This window comes from Actinomadura sp. NPDC048394 (assembly GCF_040651755.1).
Classification (GTDB): domain Bacteria; phylum Actinomycetota; class Actinomycetes; order Streptosporangiales; family Streptosporangiaceae; genus Spirillospora; species Spirillospora montaniterrae.
On sequence record NZ_JBEZJL010000095.1, the window covers coordinates 24,139 to 42,240 of the forward strand.

The following is an 18,102-nucleotide window of genomic DNA, read 5'->3' on the forward strand; positions in this document are numbered from 1 at the left end:
TCCGGGGTTGCGGGACGGGACTACGGGACGGGTTCGTACTCGCGGACGGCGTCGATCCGCACGCCGTTGGCCGTGTCGGCCTCCCGCTCGATCATGATCTCGACGAGCACGGGCCGTGACGTGCGGGCGGCCTCCTTGCGCGCCCACTCCAGCGCGGGCCGGATGTCGCCGGGCTCCATAACCCGGCGGCCGGCGCAGCCGTACGCCTCCATGATCTTGACGTTGTCGGTGCCGTGCTCGTCGTAGCGCAGGTCGACCTGGTAGTTCATGTCATAGCCGCCGTGGTCCTCCGCCATGCGGATCAGCCCGAGGTACTCGTTGTTCAGCATGATCAGCACGAACGGGACGTCGTACTGCGCGGCCACCGCCAGCTCCTCGACGAGGAACTGGAACGAGTAGTCGCCGACGATCCCGACGACCTCGGCGTCCGGCTCGGTGCGGGCCAGGGCCGTCTTCACGCCGATCGCGGCGGGGATCTCCCAGCCGAGCGGCCCGGCCTGCCCGCACACCTGGTAGTGCCGGGGCTTCGCCGCCTTCTGGTGCTGGCCGCCCCAGATCTGGTACAGCCCGATCGCGGTGACGAAGTAGGTGTCCGGCCCGTAGAACTCGTTGATCTCCTTGTAGACGCGGGGCGCCTTGATCGGGACGTCGTCGAAGTCCTCGCGCCGGGTCAGCGTCGCCTTCAGCTCCTGGATCCGCGCGACCCACTCCCCCGCGCGACGGCCCGCGCCGCGCTCGCGCGCGAGGTCGATGATCGCGCGCAGGAACAGCCTCGTGTCGGACACGATCCCGAGGTCCGGGCCGAACACCTTCCCGATCTGGGTGGGCTCGATGTCGACGTGGATGAACGTCCGTCCTTCGCGGTAGACGTCGAGCTGCCCGGTGTGGCGGTCGCCGAACCGGGCGCCGAGCGCCAGGACCAGGTCGGATTCGAGGAACGAGGCGTTGCCGTACCGCTGCGACGTCTGCACGCCGGTCATCCCGGCGTAGAGCGGATGGTCCTCGTCCATCGCGCCCTTGCCCATCAGCGTGGCCTGGACGGGGATCTGCAGCAGCTCGGCCAGCTCCACCAGCTCGGCGTGCGCGTCCGCGAGGATCACGCCGCCGCCCGCCAGGATCAGCGGACGCTCCGCCGCCAGCAGCAGGTCGAGGGCCTTCTCGACGCGCGGCCGGTGCGGTTCGGCCTTCGCGACCGGCAGCGGCGCGTCGATCGAGGCGTCCCACTCGATCAGCTGCCTCTGCACGTCGATCGGAAGGTCGATCAGGACGGGCCCGGGCCGGCCGCTGCGCGCGATCCGGAACGCCTCCCGGAAGATCCACGGCGCCTGCGCGGCCTCCTTCACCTGCACCGCCCACTTCGTGACGGGCTCGGCGATCGACACGATGTCGACGGCCTGGAACGCCTCCTGGTGCAGCTTGTCCGACGCCGCCTGCCCGGTGATGCACAGGATCGGGACGGAGTCGGCGTGCGCGGTGTACAGGCCGGTGATCATGTTGGTGCCGGCCGGCCCGGAGGTGCCGACCGCGACGCCGACGCCGCCGGTCGTGCGCGACCAGCCGTCGGCCATGTGCGCCGCGCCCTCCTCGTGCCGGACGATCAGGTGCGCGATCCCGCCGTCCTCCTCCATCGCCTTGTACAGCGGCAGGATCGCGGCGCCGGGGCAGCCGTAGACGACGTCCACGCCTTCGGACTTCAGGACCTCGACCACCGCCCGCATGACGGGCATCTTCGCCATGATGCTTCTCCTTCGGTTCCGGGTGGTCAGGCGGCCGTGGTGCCGGAGGCGCGGCCGGAGAGGTCCTCGACGACCTTCAGCAGCGCGGAGTGGTCGAGGGAGCCGTAGCCGCGGGCGCGGGCGGCGGCGATGAGCTGGGCGACCATGCCCGTCATCGGCAGCGACACGTCGGCGGAGCGGGCGGCGGCGGTCGCGATCCCCATGTCCTTGTGGTGCAGGTCGATGCGGAAGCCGGGCGCGAACTCCCGGTCCAGCATCGACTCGCGCTTGAGATCGAGGATGCGGCTGGCGGCGAGCCCGCCCGCGATCACGTCGATGCCGGCGCGGGCGTCCACCCCGGCCGCCTCCATCAGCACGATCGCCTCGGCGACCAGCGCGTACGTACCGCCGACGATCAGCTGGTTGGCGGCCTTGACGTACTGGCCCGCGCCGCTGCCGCCGACCCGCGCGACGGTCCTGCCGACCGCCTCGAAGACCGGCGCAGCGGCGGCGACGTCCGCCTCGTCCCCGCCGACCATGATCGACAGGACGGCGTCCTTCGCGCCCTTCTCGCCGCCGCTGACCGGCGCGTCCAGCACCCGCAGCCCGCGCTCCCGCCCGGCCTCGGCGACCCTGATCGACGTCTCCGGCCGGATGGTGGAGAAGTCGATGCACAGCGTCCCGGGCGCGGCGTTCTCCAGGACGCCGTCCGGGCCGAAGTACACGGCCTCGACGTGCTCGTCCTGCGGCAGCATCGTGACGACGACCTCCGCGCCCGCGACCGCGGCCGCGACCCCGTCCGCCGCCGATCCGCCGGCCGCGACCAGCGCGTCCACCCCCTTCGGGACGACGTCGTAGCCGGTCACGTCGTGGCCCGCGCGGACCAGGTGGGCCGCCATCGGCGCGCCCATGATGCCGAGCCCGATGAATCCGATCTTGCTCATGTGCGGTGGTTCTCCATCCATGCGAAGTCCGGCTGCGGGTCCACGTACTCCAGGGCGATCCGGCCGCGGTAGCCGATCTCGTCGAGGAGCGCGAACAGCGCGCCGAAGTCGATGCCGCCGGTGCCGGGACGGCCGCGGCCGGGCGCGTCGGCGATCTGCACGTGGCCGATGTCCGCGGCGTGCTCGCGCGCGGCCTTCTCCACGTCGTCGCCGTTGCTGACCAGGTGGAACGTGTCGAACAGGAGCTTGACGTTCGCGGCCCCGGCCGCGCGTGCCCGCTCCACGACCGCCATCGCGTCGGCGGCGGTCTCCAGCGGGTAGGCGCCGTTCAGGCCGCGCGCGAGCGGCTCGACGAGCAGCGTCCCGCCGAACGCGCCGACCTTGCGGGCGGCGTAGGTGAGGTTCTGCACGGCGACCCGGTCCTGCTCGGACGCGGCGACGCCGTCGAGGCGCTGCCCGTAGAGCGCGTTGAACGCCCGGACGCCCGTCCGCTCGGCGATGCGCGCGGTGACGTCCACGCTCGCGCGGAACTCGGTGGCGCGCGCAGGGTCCGACAGCACGCCCCGCTCCCCCGCCGGCATGTCGCCCGCGTACAGGTTGAGGCCGATGAGCCGGACGCCCGCGTCCTCGATCGCCTGGCAGAACGCGTCCTCCTCGGACGCGGACGGCACCGGCACGCCCGGCCACGGCCACCAGAACTCGACGGCGTCGAACCCGGCGTCCTTCGCGGCCGCGGGCCGCTCCAGCAGCGGCAGGTCGGTGAACAGGATCGAGCAGTTGACGGCCCACTCACGGCTCGCATTCATGCGTCCTCCTTGTGGGGGGCGACCCCCCACGCCCCCCGGCAACCCCGCCGCATGCCCTCGCTTCGCTCGGTCATGCGGCTTCCCTCGAACGTTGGTAGCTCTGCCAGCTGCCATGTTCGGTGATGTCGGTCAGCCCGGCATAGGAGGCGGACGGCCGGCGCAGCAGCATGGCGAGCGCCGACGACCCGTCGTCCAGCTCGATCACGCCGAGCTCCAGCTCGGGCGGCTCGGCGGGCAGCAGCCGGTCGCGCAGCACGTCGAGGGTCACCTCGTACACCTCGCCGGCGACGCGGGCGCCGCCGTGCGCGACGGGCGCCAGCGCCGGGCAGCGGTCCCCGACCGAGTAGAAGCGGTAGCGGGGCGCGGTGCCGGCGGACGCGACGAGCGGCGCCCCGTCCAGCAGGTGATGCAGCGGTCCCCCGCGCATCGCGCCTCCGTTGAGGAATATGGGTGGCACGTCCTCTCCTCCGTTCACTGGGCCGCCGCGACGGCGGCCCGGTCGTGGTGGATCGGCCCGTTGATCTGCCCCAGGGGCAGCGCGGTGCCGTCGCGGCGCGCGGCGGTGAACTCCGCCGCGATCGCCAGCGCGGTCTCCTCGGGGGTGCGGGCCCCGAGGTCGAGCCCGATCGGGGAGCGCAGCCGCGCCAGCTCCCGGTCGGACAGCCCGGCCGCACGCAGCCGGGCGAGCCTGTCGTGATGGGTGCGCCGCGACCCCATCGCCCCGACGTAGGCGACGGGCAGCCGCAGCGCGACCTTCAGCAGCGGGACGTCGAACTTGGCGTCGTGCGTCAGCACGCACACCACCGTCCGGCCGTCGAGCGCGCCGCGTTCCGCCTCGGCGGCGAGGTAGCGGTGCGGCCAGTCGACGACGACCTCGTCGGCGCCGGGGAAGCGGGCCGGCGTGGCGAAGACGGGCCGCGCGTCGCAGACCGTCACGCGGTAGCCGAGGACGCTTCCCTGCCGCGCGAGCGCCGCCGCGTGGTCGATCGCGCCGAAGACGAGCAGCCGCGGCGGCGGCGCGTAGCCGTGGACGAACGCCTCGACGTCGTCGCGGCACCGCACGGAGATCATGCCGGTCCTCCCGGCGTCGAGCATGGCGCGGGCCTCGGCGACGACCGCGGCGTCGATGTCGGCGCGTCCGGTGGTGCCGGTGTGGTGGGACGGGTGGACGGCCAGGACGCCCGACCCGTCCACCAGGTGCGCGAACGCGACCTGCTCGTCACGCGCGAGCGCCGACGCGGGGACCGGCCCCGGCGACACGAGCACCTCGACCGTCCCGCCGCAGGTCAGGCCGACGGCGAACGCGTCGTCGTCGCTGTACCCGAACGTCTCGCGGACGGTCTCGCCGGTGTCGAGGGCCGCGCGGCACAGCTCGTACACCGCGCTCTCGACGCAGCCGCCGGACACGCTCCCGACGGCCTCCCCGTCGGCGGACACGGCCATCGCCGCGCCCGGCGCGCGCGGCGCGCTGCCGCGGACGGACACCACGACGGCGACGGCGTACCGCACGCCCGCGTCGTTCCAGGCGGCGAGCCGGTCGGCGATCTCACGCATGGACGGTCCTCATCTCTCCCGGGGCCTCACTTGATCCCGAGGGCTTCCTCGATCGGATGCAGGGCGAAGTAGGCGACGAACACCAGCGACAGCGGGTACAGCAGCCAGTGGATCTCCGCGAACCTCCCGCGCGCGACCTTGAGCAGGGTGTAGGCGAGCACGCCGGCGGCGACGCCGACCGTGATCGAGTACGTGAACGGCATCAGCACGATGGTGAGGAACGCCGGGATGGCGATCTCCATGTCGGCCCAGTCGATCTTGCGGGCGTGCGCCATCATCAGCGCGCCGACGACGACCAGGGCGGGCGCGGCGGCGCCGACCGGGACGACCCCGGCGAGCGGCGTCAGGAAGATCAGCGCGGTGAGCAGCAGGCCGGTGACGACGCTGGCGAGGCCGGTGCGGGCGCCCTCGGCGACGCCCGCCGCCGACTCCACGACCGCGGTGTTCGCCGAGCCGTTGACGCCGCCGCCGACGATCGCGCCGAACCCGTCCACGGTGAGGATGCGGCTGAGGCCGGGCAGCCTGCCGTTCTCGTCGGTCATCCCGGCCTCCTCGCAGACGCCGAGGATCGTCCCCATCGCGTCGAAGAACCCGGACAGGACCAGCGTGAACAGCACGACCGTCGCGGTGACGACGCCGGCCCGGCCGAACCCGCCGAACAGGTCGACCTTGAACATCAGCCCGAAGTCGGGCGTCGCGACGACCGAGTGCGGCAGCTTCGGCTCGACCGCGCCCCAGGACTTCGGGTCCACCTTCGCGACCTTGTCGACGATGACGGCGAACACGGTCGCGGCGACGATGCCGATCAGGATCGCGCCCGGCACCCGGCGGATGAACAGCACGAGCGTCAGCACCAGGCCGGCGCAGAACACCAGCACCGGCCAGCCGACGAGCTGCCCGAACACGCCGAGCTGGACGGGCGTGGACGCGGTGTCGTGGTGGCCGACGAACCCGGCGTCCACCAGGCCGATCAGCGCGATGAACGCGCCGATGCCGACGCCGATCGCCTGCTTGATCGCCAGCGGGATCGCGTCCATGATCAGCTGCCGGATCCCGGTGACCGCGAACAGCACGATCACCACGCCCTCCAGCACGACCAGGCCCATCGCCTGCGGCCACGTCATGTGCGGCGCGGCCTGGAACACCACGATCGGCGTCACGCCGAGCCCGGCCGCCATCGCCAGTGGGGCGTTGCCGACCAGGCCCATCAGCAGCGTCGTCAGCCCGGCCGACAGCGCGACCATCGTGGTGAGCTGCGCGGGGTCCAGCGTGGCGCCGGTGACGTCCTTCGCGTCACCGATGATCAGCGGGATGAGGATGACCAGGTAGGCCATCGCGACGAAGGTGGTGAGCCCGCCGCGCACCTCGCGGGCGACGGTGGTGCCCCGCCCGCGCAGGTCGAAGAACCGGTCGAGCGCGGAACGGTCGGGGGTGGACGGCTTCTCCGGAAGCCTCTCCTGGGTCTCGGTCACGGTTCGTGCCCTCCTCTAGGGCGTGATCGACTACCGGCGCGGCCCCGCGGGCCGTCCGTGCTGGTCGATCGGGTGCGGTTGTGGGGTGGATGCCCGCGCCGTCCCCCGAGACGGAGCGCGGGCCGCCCCTGTTGATCAATCGCTGGCCGGAGACTCCCTGATGATGTGCTCCGGTCGAACCGGCACTCGGGTGAGCGCTCTGCCCGTGGCGTCGCGGATGGCGGCGACGATCGCGGGCGTGGAGGAGAGCGTGGGTGGCTCTCCGGCGCCGCGGAGCCCGTATGGGGCGTCCGGGTCGGGGTTCTCGAGGATGTCGAGCCGCATCGGCGGCATGTCGAGGATGGTCGGGATGAGGTAGTCGGTGAAGGACGGGTTCCGGACGAAGCCGCCGGACACGACGATCTCCTCCATCACGGCGAGGCCGAGGCCCTGCGCGGAGCCGCCGTGGATCTGGCCCTCCAGCGACAGCCGGTTGAGGATCTTCCCGACGTCCTGGACGGCGGCCATCTCGACCACCTTGACCAGGCCGAGGTCGGCGTCCACGTCGACGACGGCGCGGTGCACGCACAGGGCGAGCTGGGTGTGGGTGACGCCCTGGCCGGTGACCGGGTCCATGCCGGTGGTGGGGCGGTGGTGGAACTCGCGGGTCTCCTCGATGGCGTCGTCGCCGAGGACGTCCTCGATGCTGCCGAGCACCCCGGCCGCCCGGGAGACGATCTTTCCGCCGATCGCGGACAGGTCGTCGTGGCCGTACCGGCGGGCGGCGCGCGCGAGCAGTTCGGCGCGGACGGCCTCGCAGGCGGTCTTGACGGCGCCGCCGGACATGTACGACTGGCGGGACGCGCTGGACGAGCCCGCGTCGCCGACCTTGTTGTCCGCGGGCGCGATGGTGACCTTCTGGACGCCCAGCTCGGTCCGCGCGACCTGCGCCTGGACGGTGACGAGTCCCTGCCCGACCTCGGCGGCGGCGGTGTGCACGAGCGCGGTCGGCTCGCCGCCGATGACCTCCAGCCGGACGCGGGCCGTGGAGAAGTCGTCGAAGCCCTCGGAGAAGCAGATGTTCTTGATCCCGACGCCGTAGCCGACGCCGCGCACGACGCCCTCGCCGTGCGTGGTCTGGGACGCGCCGCCGGGCAGGTTCCGGATGTCAGACGCGTCCAAGGCCGGCGGCATCGGCATCGCCTCCAGCCGCGTCAGCATCTCCGCGAGCGGCGCCGGCGACTCGATGACCTGGCCGGTCGCGAGCTCCGAGCCCTGCGAGACGGCGTTGCGGCGGCGGATCTCGACCGGGCTCAGCCCGCAGGCGGCGCCGACCTTGTCCATCATCGACTCGTAGGCGAAGCACGCCTGCACCGCACCGAACCCGCGCATCGCGCCGCACGGCGGGTTGTTCGTGTACACCCCGTACGCGTCGATCTTGATGTTGGGGATCTCGTACGGGCCGACGCCGAGCGACGCGGCGTTCCCGGTGACGTTCCGGGTGGACGAGGTGTACGCGCCGCCGTCCAGGATGATCTCCACGTCGGCGTAGACGAGCTTCCCGTCCGCCGTGGCACCGTACTCGTACCGCATGAATGCAGGGTGCCGGTGGACGTGCCCGAAGAACGACTCGTACCGGTTGTACGACATCTTCACCGGCTTCCCGGTGTGCAGGGCGAGCATCGCCGCGTGGATCTGCACGGAGAGGTCCTCGCGGCCGCCGAACGCGCCGCCGACACCGGCGAGCGTCATGTGCACCTGCGACTCGTCCAGGCCGAGGCACGGCGCGATCTGCGACAGGTCGTTGTGCATCCACTGCGTGGAGACGTACAGGTCGACGCCGCCGTCCTCGGACGGGATCGCCAGGCCGGCCTCCGGCCCGAGGAACGCCTGGTCCTGGATGCCGACCTCGAACTCCTCCGACACGACGACGTCGGCCAGAGCGCGCGCGGCGTCGACGTCTCCGACGCGGACCGGCTGGTGCCGGGTGATGCCGCCGAGCGGCTGCACCTTCAGCCGCTCCGGGTCGGCGATCACGGCGCGCGGGTCGGTGATCGGCTCCAGCACCTCGTAGTCGACGGCGATGCGCTCCATGGCGCGGCGCGCGATCTCCGGGTGGTCGGCGGCGACGACCGCGATCGGCTCGCCCTGGTGCCGGACCTCCCCGATGGCGAGGACGGGCTGGTCCTCGGTGTGGTCCTCGCCGTACACCTTCTTGCCGGGGACGTCCTCGTGGGTGAGGACGGCGTGCACGCCCGGCGTCGCCAGCGCGGGCCCGATGTCGATCGAGCGGATGCGGGCGCGCGGGTGCGGGCTGCGCAGCGTCGCGCCCCACAGCATCCCGTCCATCCACAGGTCGGACGCGTACGCGAACTCGCCGGCGACCTTCAACGTGCCGTCGGGGCGCAGCGGGCTGTCGCCGACGCCGCCGATGCCGGGCGCCACGACGTGGCCAGGGCTCTTCACAGGGGCCGCCATCTACAGGACCTCCTCCGCGAGTCGCATGAGGCGCCGGTGGGCGTCGGCGCCGCGCCGCCCGACCACGTCCTGCGGGACGGAGACGAGCGTGTCGGCGGCGACGATCGTCCGGCCGCCGACGAGCAGCCGCTCCAGCGGCGGGGTGCCGCCGAACGCGAACGCGACCACCGGGTCGTCGACGGCGGCGTGGAAGCCGTCGACCCGCCACAGCGCGACGTCGGCGAGCTTGCCGGGTTCGAGGGTGCCGATCTCGTTCTCGCGGCCGAGGCAGCGGGCGCCGCCGAGCGTCGCCATCTCCAGCGCCTGCCGGGCGGTCAGCGCGGTCGGCCCGTAGCGGGCGCGCTGCATGTAGACCGCCTGCCGGATCTCCCCGGCGAGCGGGACGAACTCCGCCGACGCCGACCCGTCCACGCCCATCCCGACCGTCGCGCCCGCCTCCAGCAGGTGCGAGACGCGCGCGATGCCGGCGCCGAGGCGGGCGTTGGAGCTCGGGCAGTGCGCGGTGCCGGTGCCCGTCTCGGCGAGCCGCTTGATGTCGGTGTCGTGCAGGTGGACGCAGTGCGCGAGCCACACGTCCGGGCCGAGCCAGCCGATCGAGTCCATGTACTCGGTCGGGGTCATCCCGAAGTGCTCGTTGGTGTGCTCCTCCTCGTCGAGGGTCTCGGCGAGGTGGGTGTGCAGCCGGACGCCCTTGTCGCGCGCCAGCTCCGCCGACCGGACGAGCAGGTCGCGGGTGACGGAGAACGGGGAGCACGGCGCGACCGAGACGCGCAGCATCGAGCCGAACGAGGCGTCGTGGTAGCGGTCGATGGCCGCCGCGGTCTCGGCGAGGATCGTGTCGAGGTCCTCGACGACCTCGTCCGGCGGGAGGCCGCCCTGCGACTCGCCGCGGTCCATCGACCCGCGGCACGGCTGGAACCGGACGCCCAGCTCGGCCGCCGCCTCGATCTCGGCGGCGAACAGGTCGCCGCGCCCGCGCGGGAACAGGTAGTGGTGGTCGGACGAGGTGGTGCAGCCGGACTTGGCGAGCCACCCGAGCCCCGCGCTCGCCGCGCCCGCGACGACCTCGGCGTCCATCTTCGACCACGGCTTGTACAGGGTGGTGAGCCACTCGAACAGCGTGTTGTCGGTGGCCAGGCCCTGGCTCGCCCACTGGTACAGGTGGTGGTGCGCGTTGACCAGGCCGGGCGTGGCGAGGCAGCCGGTCCCGTCGATCCGGTCGGCGCCTGCGATCTCCGGCGCGGGGCCGGCGCCGACGGCGGTGATCCGGTCGCCCTCGATCACGAGGTGGCCGCCGGGGTGCTCGTCCCCCGACACGGTCACGACGTGCGCGTTCTCGATGATGGTCGTCACGGGTGTGTAGCCTTTCGCCGGGCCGCCAGCCGCACCGCGTCGAGGATCTTCTCGTAGCCGGTGCAGCGGCACAGGTTGCCGGCCAGCGCCTCGCGGATCTCGGCGTCGGACGGCGCGGGGTTGCGTTCGATCAGGTCGTGGGACTGGACGATCAGGCCGGGCGTGCAGAACCCGCACTGGACGGCGCCCGCCTCCACGAACGCCTGCTGGACGGGGTCGAGCCGCTCGTCGCCGGGCTGCCCTTCCGCCAGGCCTTCGACGGTGCGGACCTCGCGTCCCTCCGCCTGGCCCGCCGCGACGAGGCACGCGCAGGCCGGGACGCCGTCGAGGTACACCGTGCAGGAACCGCATTCGCCCTGCTCGCAGGCGTTCTTCGAGCCGGGGAGGCCCATCCGCTCCCGCAGCATGTAGAGCAGGCTCTCGCCCTCCCACACATCGTCGACGGTCTCCTCCGAGCCGTTGACGGTGACGTTCACGCGCATCAGGAAGCCTCCCTTCGCTCGGCGCGGTGGTCGTTCCAGGCCCAGGTCAGCGTGCGGCGCGCCATCACCGCCAGGGCGTGCTTGCGGTAGTCGGCGGTGCCGCGCACGTCGTCGATCGGCGCGGCGGCCTCGCGGACGAGCTCGCCGAACCGCTGCGCCACCGCGTCGGAGAGCGGGCCGCGGCCGTCCCAGTCGAGTTCGTTCGAGACGAACTCCTCGGCGGCGGTCGCGCGGCGGGGGGTCGGGGCGGCGGAGCCGACGCCCGTGCCGACGCGGCGCTCCTGCGGATGCAGCGCGACCGCGAACGAGCACACCGCGATCACCATCGCGTTCCGCGTGCCGATCTTGGAGAAGTACTGCGGGCCGGGCGCGGGCGCGGTCCAGATCGCGCGGATCAGCTCGTCCGGCTCCAGCGCGTTCCGCTTCACGCCCAGGTAGAACTCCGTCGCCGGGATCATCCGGACGCCGCGCTCCGCCGACTCCACCTCGATCACCGCGTCCCCGGCCAGCAGCGGCGGGTGGCTGTCGCCGGCGGGCGACGCGGCGCCGAGGTTGCCGCCGATCGAGCCGCGGTTGCGGATCTGCGGGGACCCGACCGTCCGGGACGCCTGCGCGAGGCCCGGCAGCCGGTCCCCCAGCTCGCCGATCACCCGCACGTACGGGACGCCGGCGCCGATCCGCAGGCGGCCGTCCACCTCGTCCCACTCCGTCAGCTCGCGGACCCGGTTCAGGTCCAGCAGCGCCGCCGGCCGGTGCACGTCGAAGTTGATCTCCACCATGACGTCGGTGCCGCCCTGGATCGGCAGCGCCGCCGGCGTCTCGCGCTTCGCGGCCAGGGCGTCCGCCCAGGTCGCCGGGCGCAGAAAGTCCATGTCGCCGCCTCCTTCAGTGCCAGGCGGACGGGGCGTCCGGGGCGTCGTCGGTGAGCACGGTGCCCTCGATCAGCCCGTACGGGCGGTCCGCCGCGAAGTAGACCTCGTTGTCGTTGTCCATTCCGAACGGCTCCAGATCGACGAGGAAATGGTGCTTGTTCGGCATCGACATCCGCACCTCGCACAGTTCCGGACGTTCCTCCAGCGCCCGGCGTCCCATCGCATAGAGCGTCTGCTGAAGGGACAGGCTGTGCGTCGTGGCGAATGCGTCGAGGAGGGCTTTGCGGGCGGCCGCGTAAGACTCGTCCCATTTCGAGTCGGTGCCGCGGTGCCGCCATTGCGCCGTCACCGCCGTCGCGAGGATCCGGTCGTTGGTCGGTTCGAGCGTCGTGAACTCGTCCTCGACGAACCCGTGGAACTCGCTGCCGGTCGAGTTCAGGACGGTCAGGTCCTTGAGGCCGGAGACCACCGACTCGGCGCCGTCGGAGCCGTCGCTGTGGACCACCGCCGTCCGCACCTCCGTGCCGCCCTTGACGAACGAGTGCGGGCCGGTGATGCGGTCCCACGCGTACTCCTCAAGCTGCACGCGGGCGTGGTGAATGGTCGGCTGCGAGTCCACGAAATGGCGCGCCAGCAGCAGCCCGAACTCCTCCAGCTCCCCGATCCCGTACTTCTTCGCGAACGCGAACACGGTGTTCTTGTGCGTGTCGGTCGTCAGCACGGCGGCGTTGTCACCGGTCAGATGCACCTCGTCCATGTCACCGGACAGGAACACCCCGACGTTCAGGTCCCGGATGCGGTGCGTCCCGCCGTCCCTCGTCACGCGGACGACGCGGACCTCCGCCTTCCCGTAGCGGTTGGGGCCGAGAACGATGGCCATCGGGTTAGCTCCCTCGGTAGGTCGAGTAGGCGAACGGGCTCAGCAGCAACGGGACGTGGTAGTGCCGCCCGGCGTCGTCGATCGTGAACGCGACGGTGACCTCCGGGTAGAAGTCGGACAGGCCCGCGGTGTCGAACACCAGCCGGTGCACCCCGGTGCCCGGCTCGGCGCCCCACTCCTTGATCCGGCCGTCGGCGTCGGTGCGGGCCTGCGCGACCACCGTCCAGGTTCCGTCCGGCTCCCGCCGGTCGAGCCGGACCGCGACGCCCGCCGCCGGCAGGCCCTTCGCCGCGTCCAGCACGTGCGTGGACAGGCTCATCGCTCCCCCTCGGTGCCCGGCGCGGCGGCGAGCCTCGCCAGCCGCAGGTCGACGATCTTCGCCAGCTCGGTCCGGACGGCCGCCCGCTCTGCCTCGGCGCCGTTGCCGAGGCGCTCGCGCAGCGCGGCGAGCATCTCGGCGGCGCTGAGACCGGTCGCGCAGATCAGGAAGACGTGCCCGAACCGCTCCTCGTAGGCCCGGTTGCCCTCCACCAGCGCCGCCCGCAGCTCCACCGCCGCCGCGTCCATCCCCGACTGCTCGCTCCGCGACCACGCCGCCTCCCGGCCCGCGTCCCTGATCCGCTCGCCGATGCGGGGATGCGCGGCGAGCGCCTCCTCCACATCCGCCCAGTCCAGGCCCGCGAGCGCCGCCGCCGACGCGGCCCGCAGCTCCGCGAGATCCGCGTAGGGCCGTCCGGCCGCGACCTCGGCCGCCCAGCGGCGGGACGCGCAGCACGCCAGCAGCCCGCCCTCCGTGACGTCGAGCCGTTCCCTCACCGGCACCTCCCTGTCTCCGTCATTGCCGCCAGTAGATACGGCAACCGGGCGCCGGGTGAAGGGACAGGACGTCCGAACTGTGACCCTGCTCACGCCGGTGTTTTCGTGCGTTGCTCCAATCGCGGGCGCGAGCCGTTGACACCCGGCCCGGTGAACGGTGAGTTAACTGGTTCTATGAAGCTGCGCGCGCTGCTCGACATGCCGGAGCTGCGGCTCGAGGTCGTCACCGGCGACGACCTGCTCGACCGGGCGATCACCTGGGTGGTCACCACCGACCTGCTGGACCCCGGGCGGTACCTCGGCGGCCGCGAGCTGGTCCTGACCGGCCTGGTCTGGCGGTCCGAACCGGCCGACTCCGAGGTGTTCGTCCGCGCGCTCGCCCAGGCCGGGGTGTCCGCGCTGGCCGCCTGGGACCTCGCCACCGGCACCATCCCCGGCGACCTCGTCGACGCCTGCCGCCGGCACCGGATCCCGCTGTTCAAGGTCCCCGAGGACGTCGCGTTCGCGACCGTCACCGAGGAGGTCGTCCGGCACCTGTCCGGCGCCCGCGCCGCCGACCTCACCGCCGTCCTGGACCGGCACCGCCGGCTCGTCGCCGGGATGAGCGAGGGCGCCGGCCTCGGCGCCGTCCTCGACCTCGTCGGCCGCGACCTCGGCATGCGCTGCTGGGTGCTGACCGCCACCGGACGCGTCGTCGCCGGCCCGCCCGGCGCCCCGGACGGCGCCGCGCTCGCCCGCGCCTTCCTCACCGCGCCGCGGCTCCCGCACCACGCCGCCGCCCCCGGCGTGTCGATCTTCCCCGTCGCGGAGGACACCACCTCCCGCGTCGCGGACTGGTTCGTCGCCTGCGAGGGCGACCACGCCGACTGGCCCGCCGAGCGCCGCGCCCTCACCACCGAGCTCGCCGCGATCGCCGCGCTGGAGCGGGCCCGGCTGGACGACCGGCTCAGCGTCGAGGGGCGGCTCGCGCAGGAGCTCGTCCGGCTGGTGGTGTCCGCCGCGGCCGCCGACGAGATCGTCCCGCGGCTGGAGCTCGCCGGGCTCGACCCGCACGCCTCCTACGTCGCGGTCGCCGCCGCCGGGCGCGGGACGCTGCGGCCCGGGGAACTGCGGTCCGTCCTCGGCGAGGTCATGCCCGTGCCGCGCCCCGTCGTCGGGCTGCTGGACGACGAGGCCGTCGCGCTCGTCCCCGTCCCCGTTTCCGGCGAGGCGGCGCCGGACGTCGCCGCCTCGGTCCAGACCGCGCTCGACGCGCTGGCACCGGGGTTGGCCGGCGCCGGGATCACGGTCGGGGTCAGCGACGTCGTCGGGGCCGGCGAGCTGCGCGGAGCCGTGGACGAGGCCCGCTACGCGCGCCGCCTCGCGTCCGGGCGCACCGACCCTGTGTGCGTCGTCCGGCACGACGAGCTCGCCACGCACGTCCTGCTGCTCGCGACCGTGCCCGAGGACGTCCGGCAGATGTTCCAGGTGCGGCTGCTCGACCCGCTGCGGAAATACGACGAGGTCCACAAGGCCGACCTGATCCGGACCCTGGAGACGTTCCTGCAGAACTCCGGCTCGTGGACGAAGTGCGCCGAGCAGCTGCACCTGCACGTCAACTCCGTCCGGTACCGGATCCAGCGCATCCAGGACCTGACCGGCCGCGACCTGACCCGGCTCGAGGACCGCGTCGACTTCTTCCTGGCGCTCCGGCTGTCCTAGAGGCCGCGCTCCATCCAGGTGCGGTAGGCGACCTGGAGCGCGGCGCGGCGGTCGGCATGCCCGAGAACGTCCACGCTGTCCACCCACTGCTCGACGGAACCGATGCCCGGCCGCAGCCCGGCGACCTCTGGATCGCCGATGCCCGCGACGAGCCCGTCGACGACGGCGGTGTCGATCATCCAGTAGGGGCGGTCCCAGAACGGAGCGATCGCCTTCTCCGGCGCCGGCAGCCCGCGCTCACGCTGGGCGCGCAGGAGGATCTCGGCCGCCTCCGCCAGCGCCGCCTCCCTGTCCCGCCTGCCGCCCGCGGCGACGGCCGTATCGAGCGGGCCCGCGAGATCCCTCGCGATCGGCAGCTCCCTGAAGGCGGTGCCGCGCCACTTGCCGTACGGCACCCACGCGCCGGACAGCGTGAACGCCAGCCGCATCAGATCCTCGGCGACCCGCGCCGCCAGGATCCGCGAACCGGTCTCGTCACCGCGCGCCGCCGTCCGGCCGACGACCGGCAGCCACTGCGACGCGCGCCGCCACCACGCCGCCAGGACGTACCGCTCGACGTCCGGCGGATAGCGGCGGAGCGTCGCGCGGATCCCCGCCAGCGTCGGGGTCCGGTCCTCGAACACCGGCCCGGCGGTCACCTCCAGGACGCACTGGCCCACCAGGCACAGCCAGTCGAGCACCGACAGCCCGCCGGTCGGATCGACGCCCAGCCGGGACCGGCAGAACGCGCCGACGGCCGACACCTCCACCTTGTGGGACACGGTCTCGTCCCAGGTCACCGGGAACCGCACCGGGTGGCCGCGGTACCGGTCGGGGAGTTCGCGTTCGAGCATCGCCGTCACGTCCGGCGCCGCATCCGCCTGCGCGTCGTCCAGCAGCAGCGTCAACCGGCAGCCCCAGTCGTGGTCGCGGCTGGTCGCGTCGTCGAACCCCAGCACGTCCGACCCGGAACCGAGCCGCGCCGCCGCATACCGCAGGCCCGGGAAGTGCGCGTCCAGCAACGGCCGCACGAGATCGCCGTAGTACGCGCGGGCCAGCTCCGCGCCGCGCAGATCACCGTCCACCCGCCCACCCCAGCAGATCGGGCACCGGCCGGGCCAACCATTTCAGCGCAGCAGCGACCTGCCGGTGGGCGCCAGCCTCAGCACCCGCGGCTCCGGCACCCCGCCGGGAAGCTTCACCCGCTCCGACGCGATCACGACGATGTGGCCGTCACCTGTGCGGACGGGCAGCGCCGGGAAGTCGTTCTCCGCCTCCAGCGTCGCCAGGGCCAGCGCGTCCTTGCCGTACAGCGGAACGACCTCGTCCAGCATCATCTGCTCGACCTCCGCAAGCCGCTCGCCGAACGACCACAGGAACGCGAAGACCAGACCCCCCGGATCCGGCGCCCCGACCGGCGGCCGCGGCCCTGGCTCGGGGACCGGACGCAGCGGCCGCAAGAGCCGCGCATCCGACGAGTCCAGCATCGTCGCGTTCGCCTGCTCGCGATGCGCCTTCCACACCGGGCCGAAGTAGAACGCGCGCAACGCCTCGCCGCGCCGGCTCAGATCCTCGAACGCCCTTATCCAGACGAACCTGTCGGGATCGTCCAGGTCCCGGAACTGGCCGAGCACCGTCATGCCCGCCGCCTCCTGCGGCTCCACCAGCTCCCGGTCGAACAGCTCGATCAGCTCGTCCCGCCGGCCCGGGCGCAGCCTGTACTGCCGCAACTCGATCACGTCCACGGCCCCCAGCGTCGTCGCCGCGCCCGCCCGCGGACGACCCGATCCCCGGCCATTTCCCACCGAATTCCGGCCACCCCACCGCCCGGCGCGTTCGTGTGGCGGACTCAGGACGCGAGCGCCGGACTCAGGACGTGTGGCGGACTCAGGACGCGTGCGCCGGACTCAGGACGTGTGGCGGACTCAGGACGCGTGCGCCGGACTCAGGACGTGTGGCGAACCAGCGCCGGGACGAGCACGTCCCAGGTTCGGCGGGGAAGCTCATTGCCGGTGCCGGGCAGGACGACGAGCTCCGCGCCGGGGATCTCGGCGGCGAGGGCCTGGCCGTTGCCGAGCGGGAAGAACGGGTCGTCCTCGCCGTGCACCACCAGAGTCGGCGCGGTGATCGAGTTGAGCCGCTCCCGCCAGCGCGGCTTGCAGTCCATCACGGCGAACGCCGTTCCCATCAGGTCCCCGCGAAGCGCCTCCCCCGGGTCGCGGGACACGACGTCGGCACGGTCATGGATCCGCTCGATCCTCGCCCGCGCCTCGGCCTCGTCGAACCCCGCCCCAGCAAGCCGCCGTGCGTTCCCCAGCATGAACTCGACGACCGAACCGCGGTCGGTCCAGTCGACCGCGGGACGGTTCATGAAATGCGCCGTGACCTCGGGTGCGTGCTCCGGCAGATCGGCATCGTTCGGCCCGGGCGCGGTCGGCCGGGTCGCGATCAGCGTCAGGCTGGCGACGCGCTCGGGATGGTCGAGGGCCAGCAGCTGGGCGATCCAGCCGCCGGTCCCGAACCCGACGACATGCGCCGCGCCCAGCCCATGCGCGTCCAGCACCCCGGCCGCGTCCGCGACCAGGTCGCGCAACGTGTAGTCGACGGCCGAACCCTCGGATCGTCCGGTGCCGCGCAGGTCGTAGCGGACGACGAACCGCCGGAGCGCCGCCAAGCGCTCGCACAGCTCGTCCGGCCAGGTGAGCATCGTGTTGCCGATGAGCAGGACGGGCACGTCGGCCGGTTCCCCGAACGTCTCCGCGCACAGCGCCACATTATTGATCTTGACGAAGGTCTCCATGGAGGTGCAGACCGTCGTCACGGCCGTAACTCATCGCGATCACGGCGCGGCCGTGCCGGGCTCTGCTCAAGGTGCTGGCGAGACCGTGGATAAGGGTGCTCGGGCCCGTTGGGGGATGGATATTCGGGGGCATTGGCGGGAGGGGCGTTCGGGCCTCGACGCGAGGGGTTTTCGAAAGAATCACAAGAGGGGTGTTCGGGTGGTGGGGTGGCGCTTGCGTACGGGGCCGCCCCTCCAAAGTCAAGGGCGCCTTCGGCGTCGCTTCGCGATG

The 18,102-nt window shown here is 72.9% G+C and carries 17 protein-coding genes; 1 reads left to right on the top strand and 16 read right to left on the bottom strand.

Annotation, left to right across the window (positions count from 1 at the left end; translation table 11 throughout):
* Positions 1–20: 20 nt before the first annotated feature.
* The 13 genes from gcl to uraD all read right to left on the bottom strand — a co-directional run bounded on the left by gcl (position 21) and on the right by uraD (position 13,351).
* Positions 21–1,736: a glyoxylate carboligase gene (gcl, locus tag AB0C78_RS43980; RefSeq protein WP_360760381.1), complete on the bottom strand. Its 1,716-nt coding sequence runs from the start codon at positions 1,734–1,736 to the stop codon at positions 21–23.
* A gap of 26 nt (positions 1,737–1,762) precedes the next feature.
* Entirely contained in the window at positions 1,763–2,659 is an 897-nt protein-coding gene (locus AB0C78_RS43985) for a 2-hydroxy-3-oxopropionate reductase (RefSeq protein WP_360760384.1), read from the bottom strand.
* Positions 2,656–3,465 (bottom strand): TIM barrel protein, encoded by an 810-nt coding sequence (locus AB0C78_RS43990; RefSeq protein WP_360760387.1) that lies wholly within the window; start codon positions 3,463–3,465, stop codon positions 2,656–2,658. Before AB0C78_RS43990 ends, AB0C78_RS43985 begins: the two co-directional genes overlap by 4 nt.
* 70 nt (positions 3,466–3,535) lie before the next feature.
* Complete coding sequence (locus tag AB0C78_RS43995) at positions 3,536–3,922, bottom strand: gamma-glutamylcyclotransferase (RefSeq protein ID WP_360760389.1); 387 nt, start codon at positions 3,920–3,922, stop codon at positions 3,536–3,538.
* A 14-nt stretch (positions 3,923–3,936) separates the two neighbouring features.
* Positions 3,937–5,019: an XdhC/CoxI family protein gene (locus tag AB0C78_RS44000; RefSeq protein WP_360760393.1), complete on the bottom strand. Its 1,083-nt coding sequence runs from the start codon at positions 5,017–5,019 to the stop codon at positions 3,937–3,939.
* Between the two features lie 26 nt (positions 5,020–5,045).
* Positions 5,046–6,491 (bottom strand): NCS2 family permease, encoded by a 1,446-nt coding sequence (locus AB0C78_RS44005; protein ID WP_360760396.1) that lies wholly within the window; start codon positions 6,489–6,491, stop codon positions 5,046–5,048.
* 135 nt (positions 6,492–6,626) lie between these two features.
* On the bottom strand, positions 6,627–8,948 hold the full coding sequence (gene pucD, locus AB0C78_RS44010) for a xanthine dehydrogenase subunit D (RefSeq protein WP_360760398.1): 2,322 nt from the start codon (positions 8,946–8,948) through the stop codon (positions 6,627–6,629).
* The gene (locus AB0C78_RS44015) at positions 8,949–10,301 is read right to left on the bottom strand and encodes an 8-oxoguanine deaminase (protein ID WP_360760401.1); all 1,353 of its coding nucleotides are present in this window, start codon (positions 10,299–10,301) and stop codon (positions 8,949–8,951) included.
* Positions 10,298–10,783: a (2Fe-2S)-binding protein gene (locus AB0C78_RS44020; RefSeq protein ID WP_360760404.1), complete on the bottom strand. Its 486-nt coding sequence runs from the start codon at positions 10,781–10,783 to the stop codon at positions 10,298–10,300. The genes AB0C78_RS44015 and AB0C78_RS44020 overlap by 4 nt, the downstream gene beginning before the upstream one ends.
* Positions 10,783–11,655 (bottom strand): FAD binding domain-containing protein, encoded by an 873-nt coding sequence (locus AB0C78_RS44025; protein WP_360760407.1) that lies wholly within the window; start codon positions 11,653–11,655, stop codon positions 10,783–10,785. Before AB0C78_RS44025 ends, AB0C78_RS44020 begins: the two co-directional genes overlap by 1 nt.
* Before the next feature lie 13 nt (positions 11,656–11,668).
* Positions 11,669–12,535, bottom strand: a complete 867-nt coding sequence (gene pucL, locus AB0C78_RS44030; RefSeq protein WP_360760410.1) for a factor-independent urate hydroxylase — start codon at positions 12,533–12,535, stop codon at positions 11,669–11,671.
* 4 nt (positions 12,536–12,539) lie between these two features.
* Entirely contained in the window at positions 12,540–12,854 is a 315-nt protein-coding gene (gene uraH, locus AB0C78_RS44035; RefSeq protein WP_360760413.1) for a hydroxyisourate hydrolase, read from the bottom strand.
* Complete coding sequence (gene uraD / locus AB0C78_RS44040) at positions 12,851–13,351, bottom strand: 2-oxo-4-hydroxy-4-carboxy-5-ureidoimidazoline decarboxylase (RefSeq protein WP_360760416.1); 501 nt, start codon at positions 13,349–13,351, stop codon at positions 12,851–12,853. Before uraD ends, uraH begins: the two co-directional genes overlap by 4 nt.
* 174 nt (positions 13,352–13,525) lie before the next feature.
* On the opposite strand from uraD, the gene AB0C78_RS44045 reads away from it, so the two are divergent.
* The gene (locus AB0C78_RS44045; protein ID WP_360760419.1) at positions 13,526–15,052 is read left to right on the top strand and encodes a PucR family transcriptional regulator ligand-binding domain-containing protein; all 1,527 of its coding nucleotides are present in this window, start codon (positions 13,526–13,528) and stop codon (positions 15,050–15,052) included.
* Here AB0C78_RS44045 and AB0C78_RS44050 read toward each other — a convergent pair.
* The 3 genes from AB0C78_RS44050 to AB0C78_RS44060 form a co-directional block, all read right to left on the bottom strand.
* Positions 15,049–16,116 carry a DUF4037 domain-containing protein gene (locus tag AB0C78_RS44050; protein WP_360760422.1) on the bottom strand — a complete coding sequence of 356 codons (1,068 nt, stop codon included), beginning with the start codon at positions 16,114–16,116 and terminating at the stop codon, positions 15,049–15,051. The two genes, AB0C78_RS44045 and AB0C78_RS44050, sit on opposite strands and share 4 nt — an antisense overlap.
* Before the next feature lie 42 nt (positions 16,117–16,158).
* The gene (locus AB0C78_RS44055) at positions 16,159–16,776 is read right to left on the bottom strand and encodes an NIPSNAP family protein (RefSeq protein ID WP_360760425.1); all 618 of its coding nucleotides are present in this window, start codon (positions 16,774–16,776) and stop codon (positions 16,159–16,161) included.
* Between the two features lie 200 nt (positions 16,777–16,976).
* A complete protein-coding gene (locus tag AB0C78_RS44060; protein WP_360760428.1) occupies positions 16,977–17,852 on the bottom strand; it encodes an alpha/beta hydrolase in 876 nt (291 codons plus the stop codon).
* Positions 17,853–18,102: the final 250 nt, after the last annotated feature.

Coding starts and splice junctions, on each gene's coding strand:
- gcl (WP_360760381.1), bottom strand. CDS start 1,736: ATGGCGAAGATGCCCGTCATGCGGGCGGTGGTCGAGGTCCTGAAGTCC.
- AB0C78_RS43985 (WP_360760384.1), bottom strand. CDS start 2,659: ATGAGCAAGATCGGATTCATCGGGCTCGGCATCATGGGCGCGCCGATG.
- AB0C78_RS43990 (WP_360760387.1), bottom strand. CDS start 3,465: ATGAATGCGAGCCGTGAGTGGGCCGTCAACTGCTCGATCCTGTTCACC.
- AB0C78_RS44000 (WP_360760393.1), bottom strand. CDS start 5,019: ATGCGTGAGATCGCCGACCGGCTCGCCGCCTGGAACGACGCGGGCGTG.
- pucD (WP_360760398.1), bottom strand. CDS start 8,948: ATGGCGGCCCCTGTGAAGAGCCCTGGCCACGTCGTGGCGCCCGGCATC.
- AB0C78_RS44020 (WP_360760404.1), bottom strand. CDS start 10,783: ATGCGCGTGAACGTCACCGTCAACGGCTCGGAGGAGACCGTCGACGAT.
- AB0C78_RS44025 (WP_360760407.1), bottom strand. CDS start 11,655: ATGGACTTTCTGCGCCCGGCGACCTGGGCGGACGCCCTGGCCGCGAAG.
- pucL (WP_360760410.1), bottom strand. CDS start 12,535: ATGGCCATCGTTCTCGGCCCCAACCGCTACGGGAAGGCGGAGGTCCGC.
- uraH (WP_360760413.1), bottom strand. CDS start 12,854: ATGAGCCTGTCCACGCACGTGCTGGACGCGGCGAAGGGCCTGCCGGCG.
- AB0C78_RS44045 (WP_360760419.1), top strand. CDS start 13,526: ATGAAGCTGCGCGCGCTGCTCGACATGCCGGAGCTGCGGCTCGAGGTC.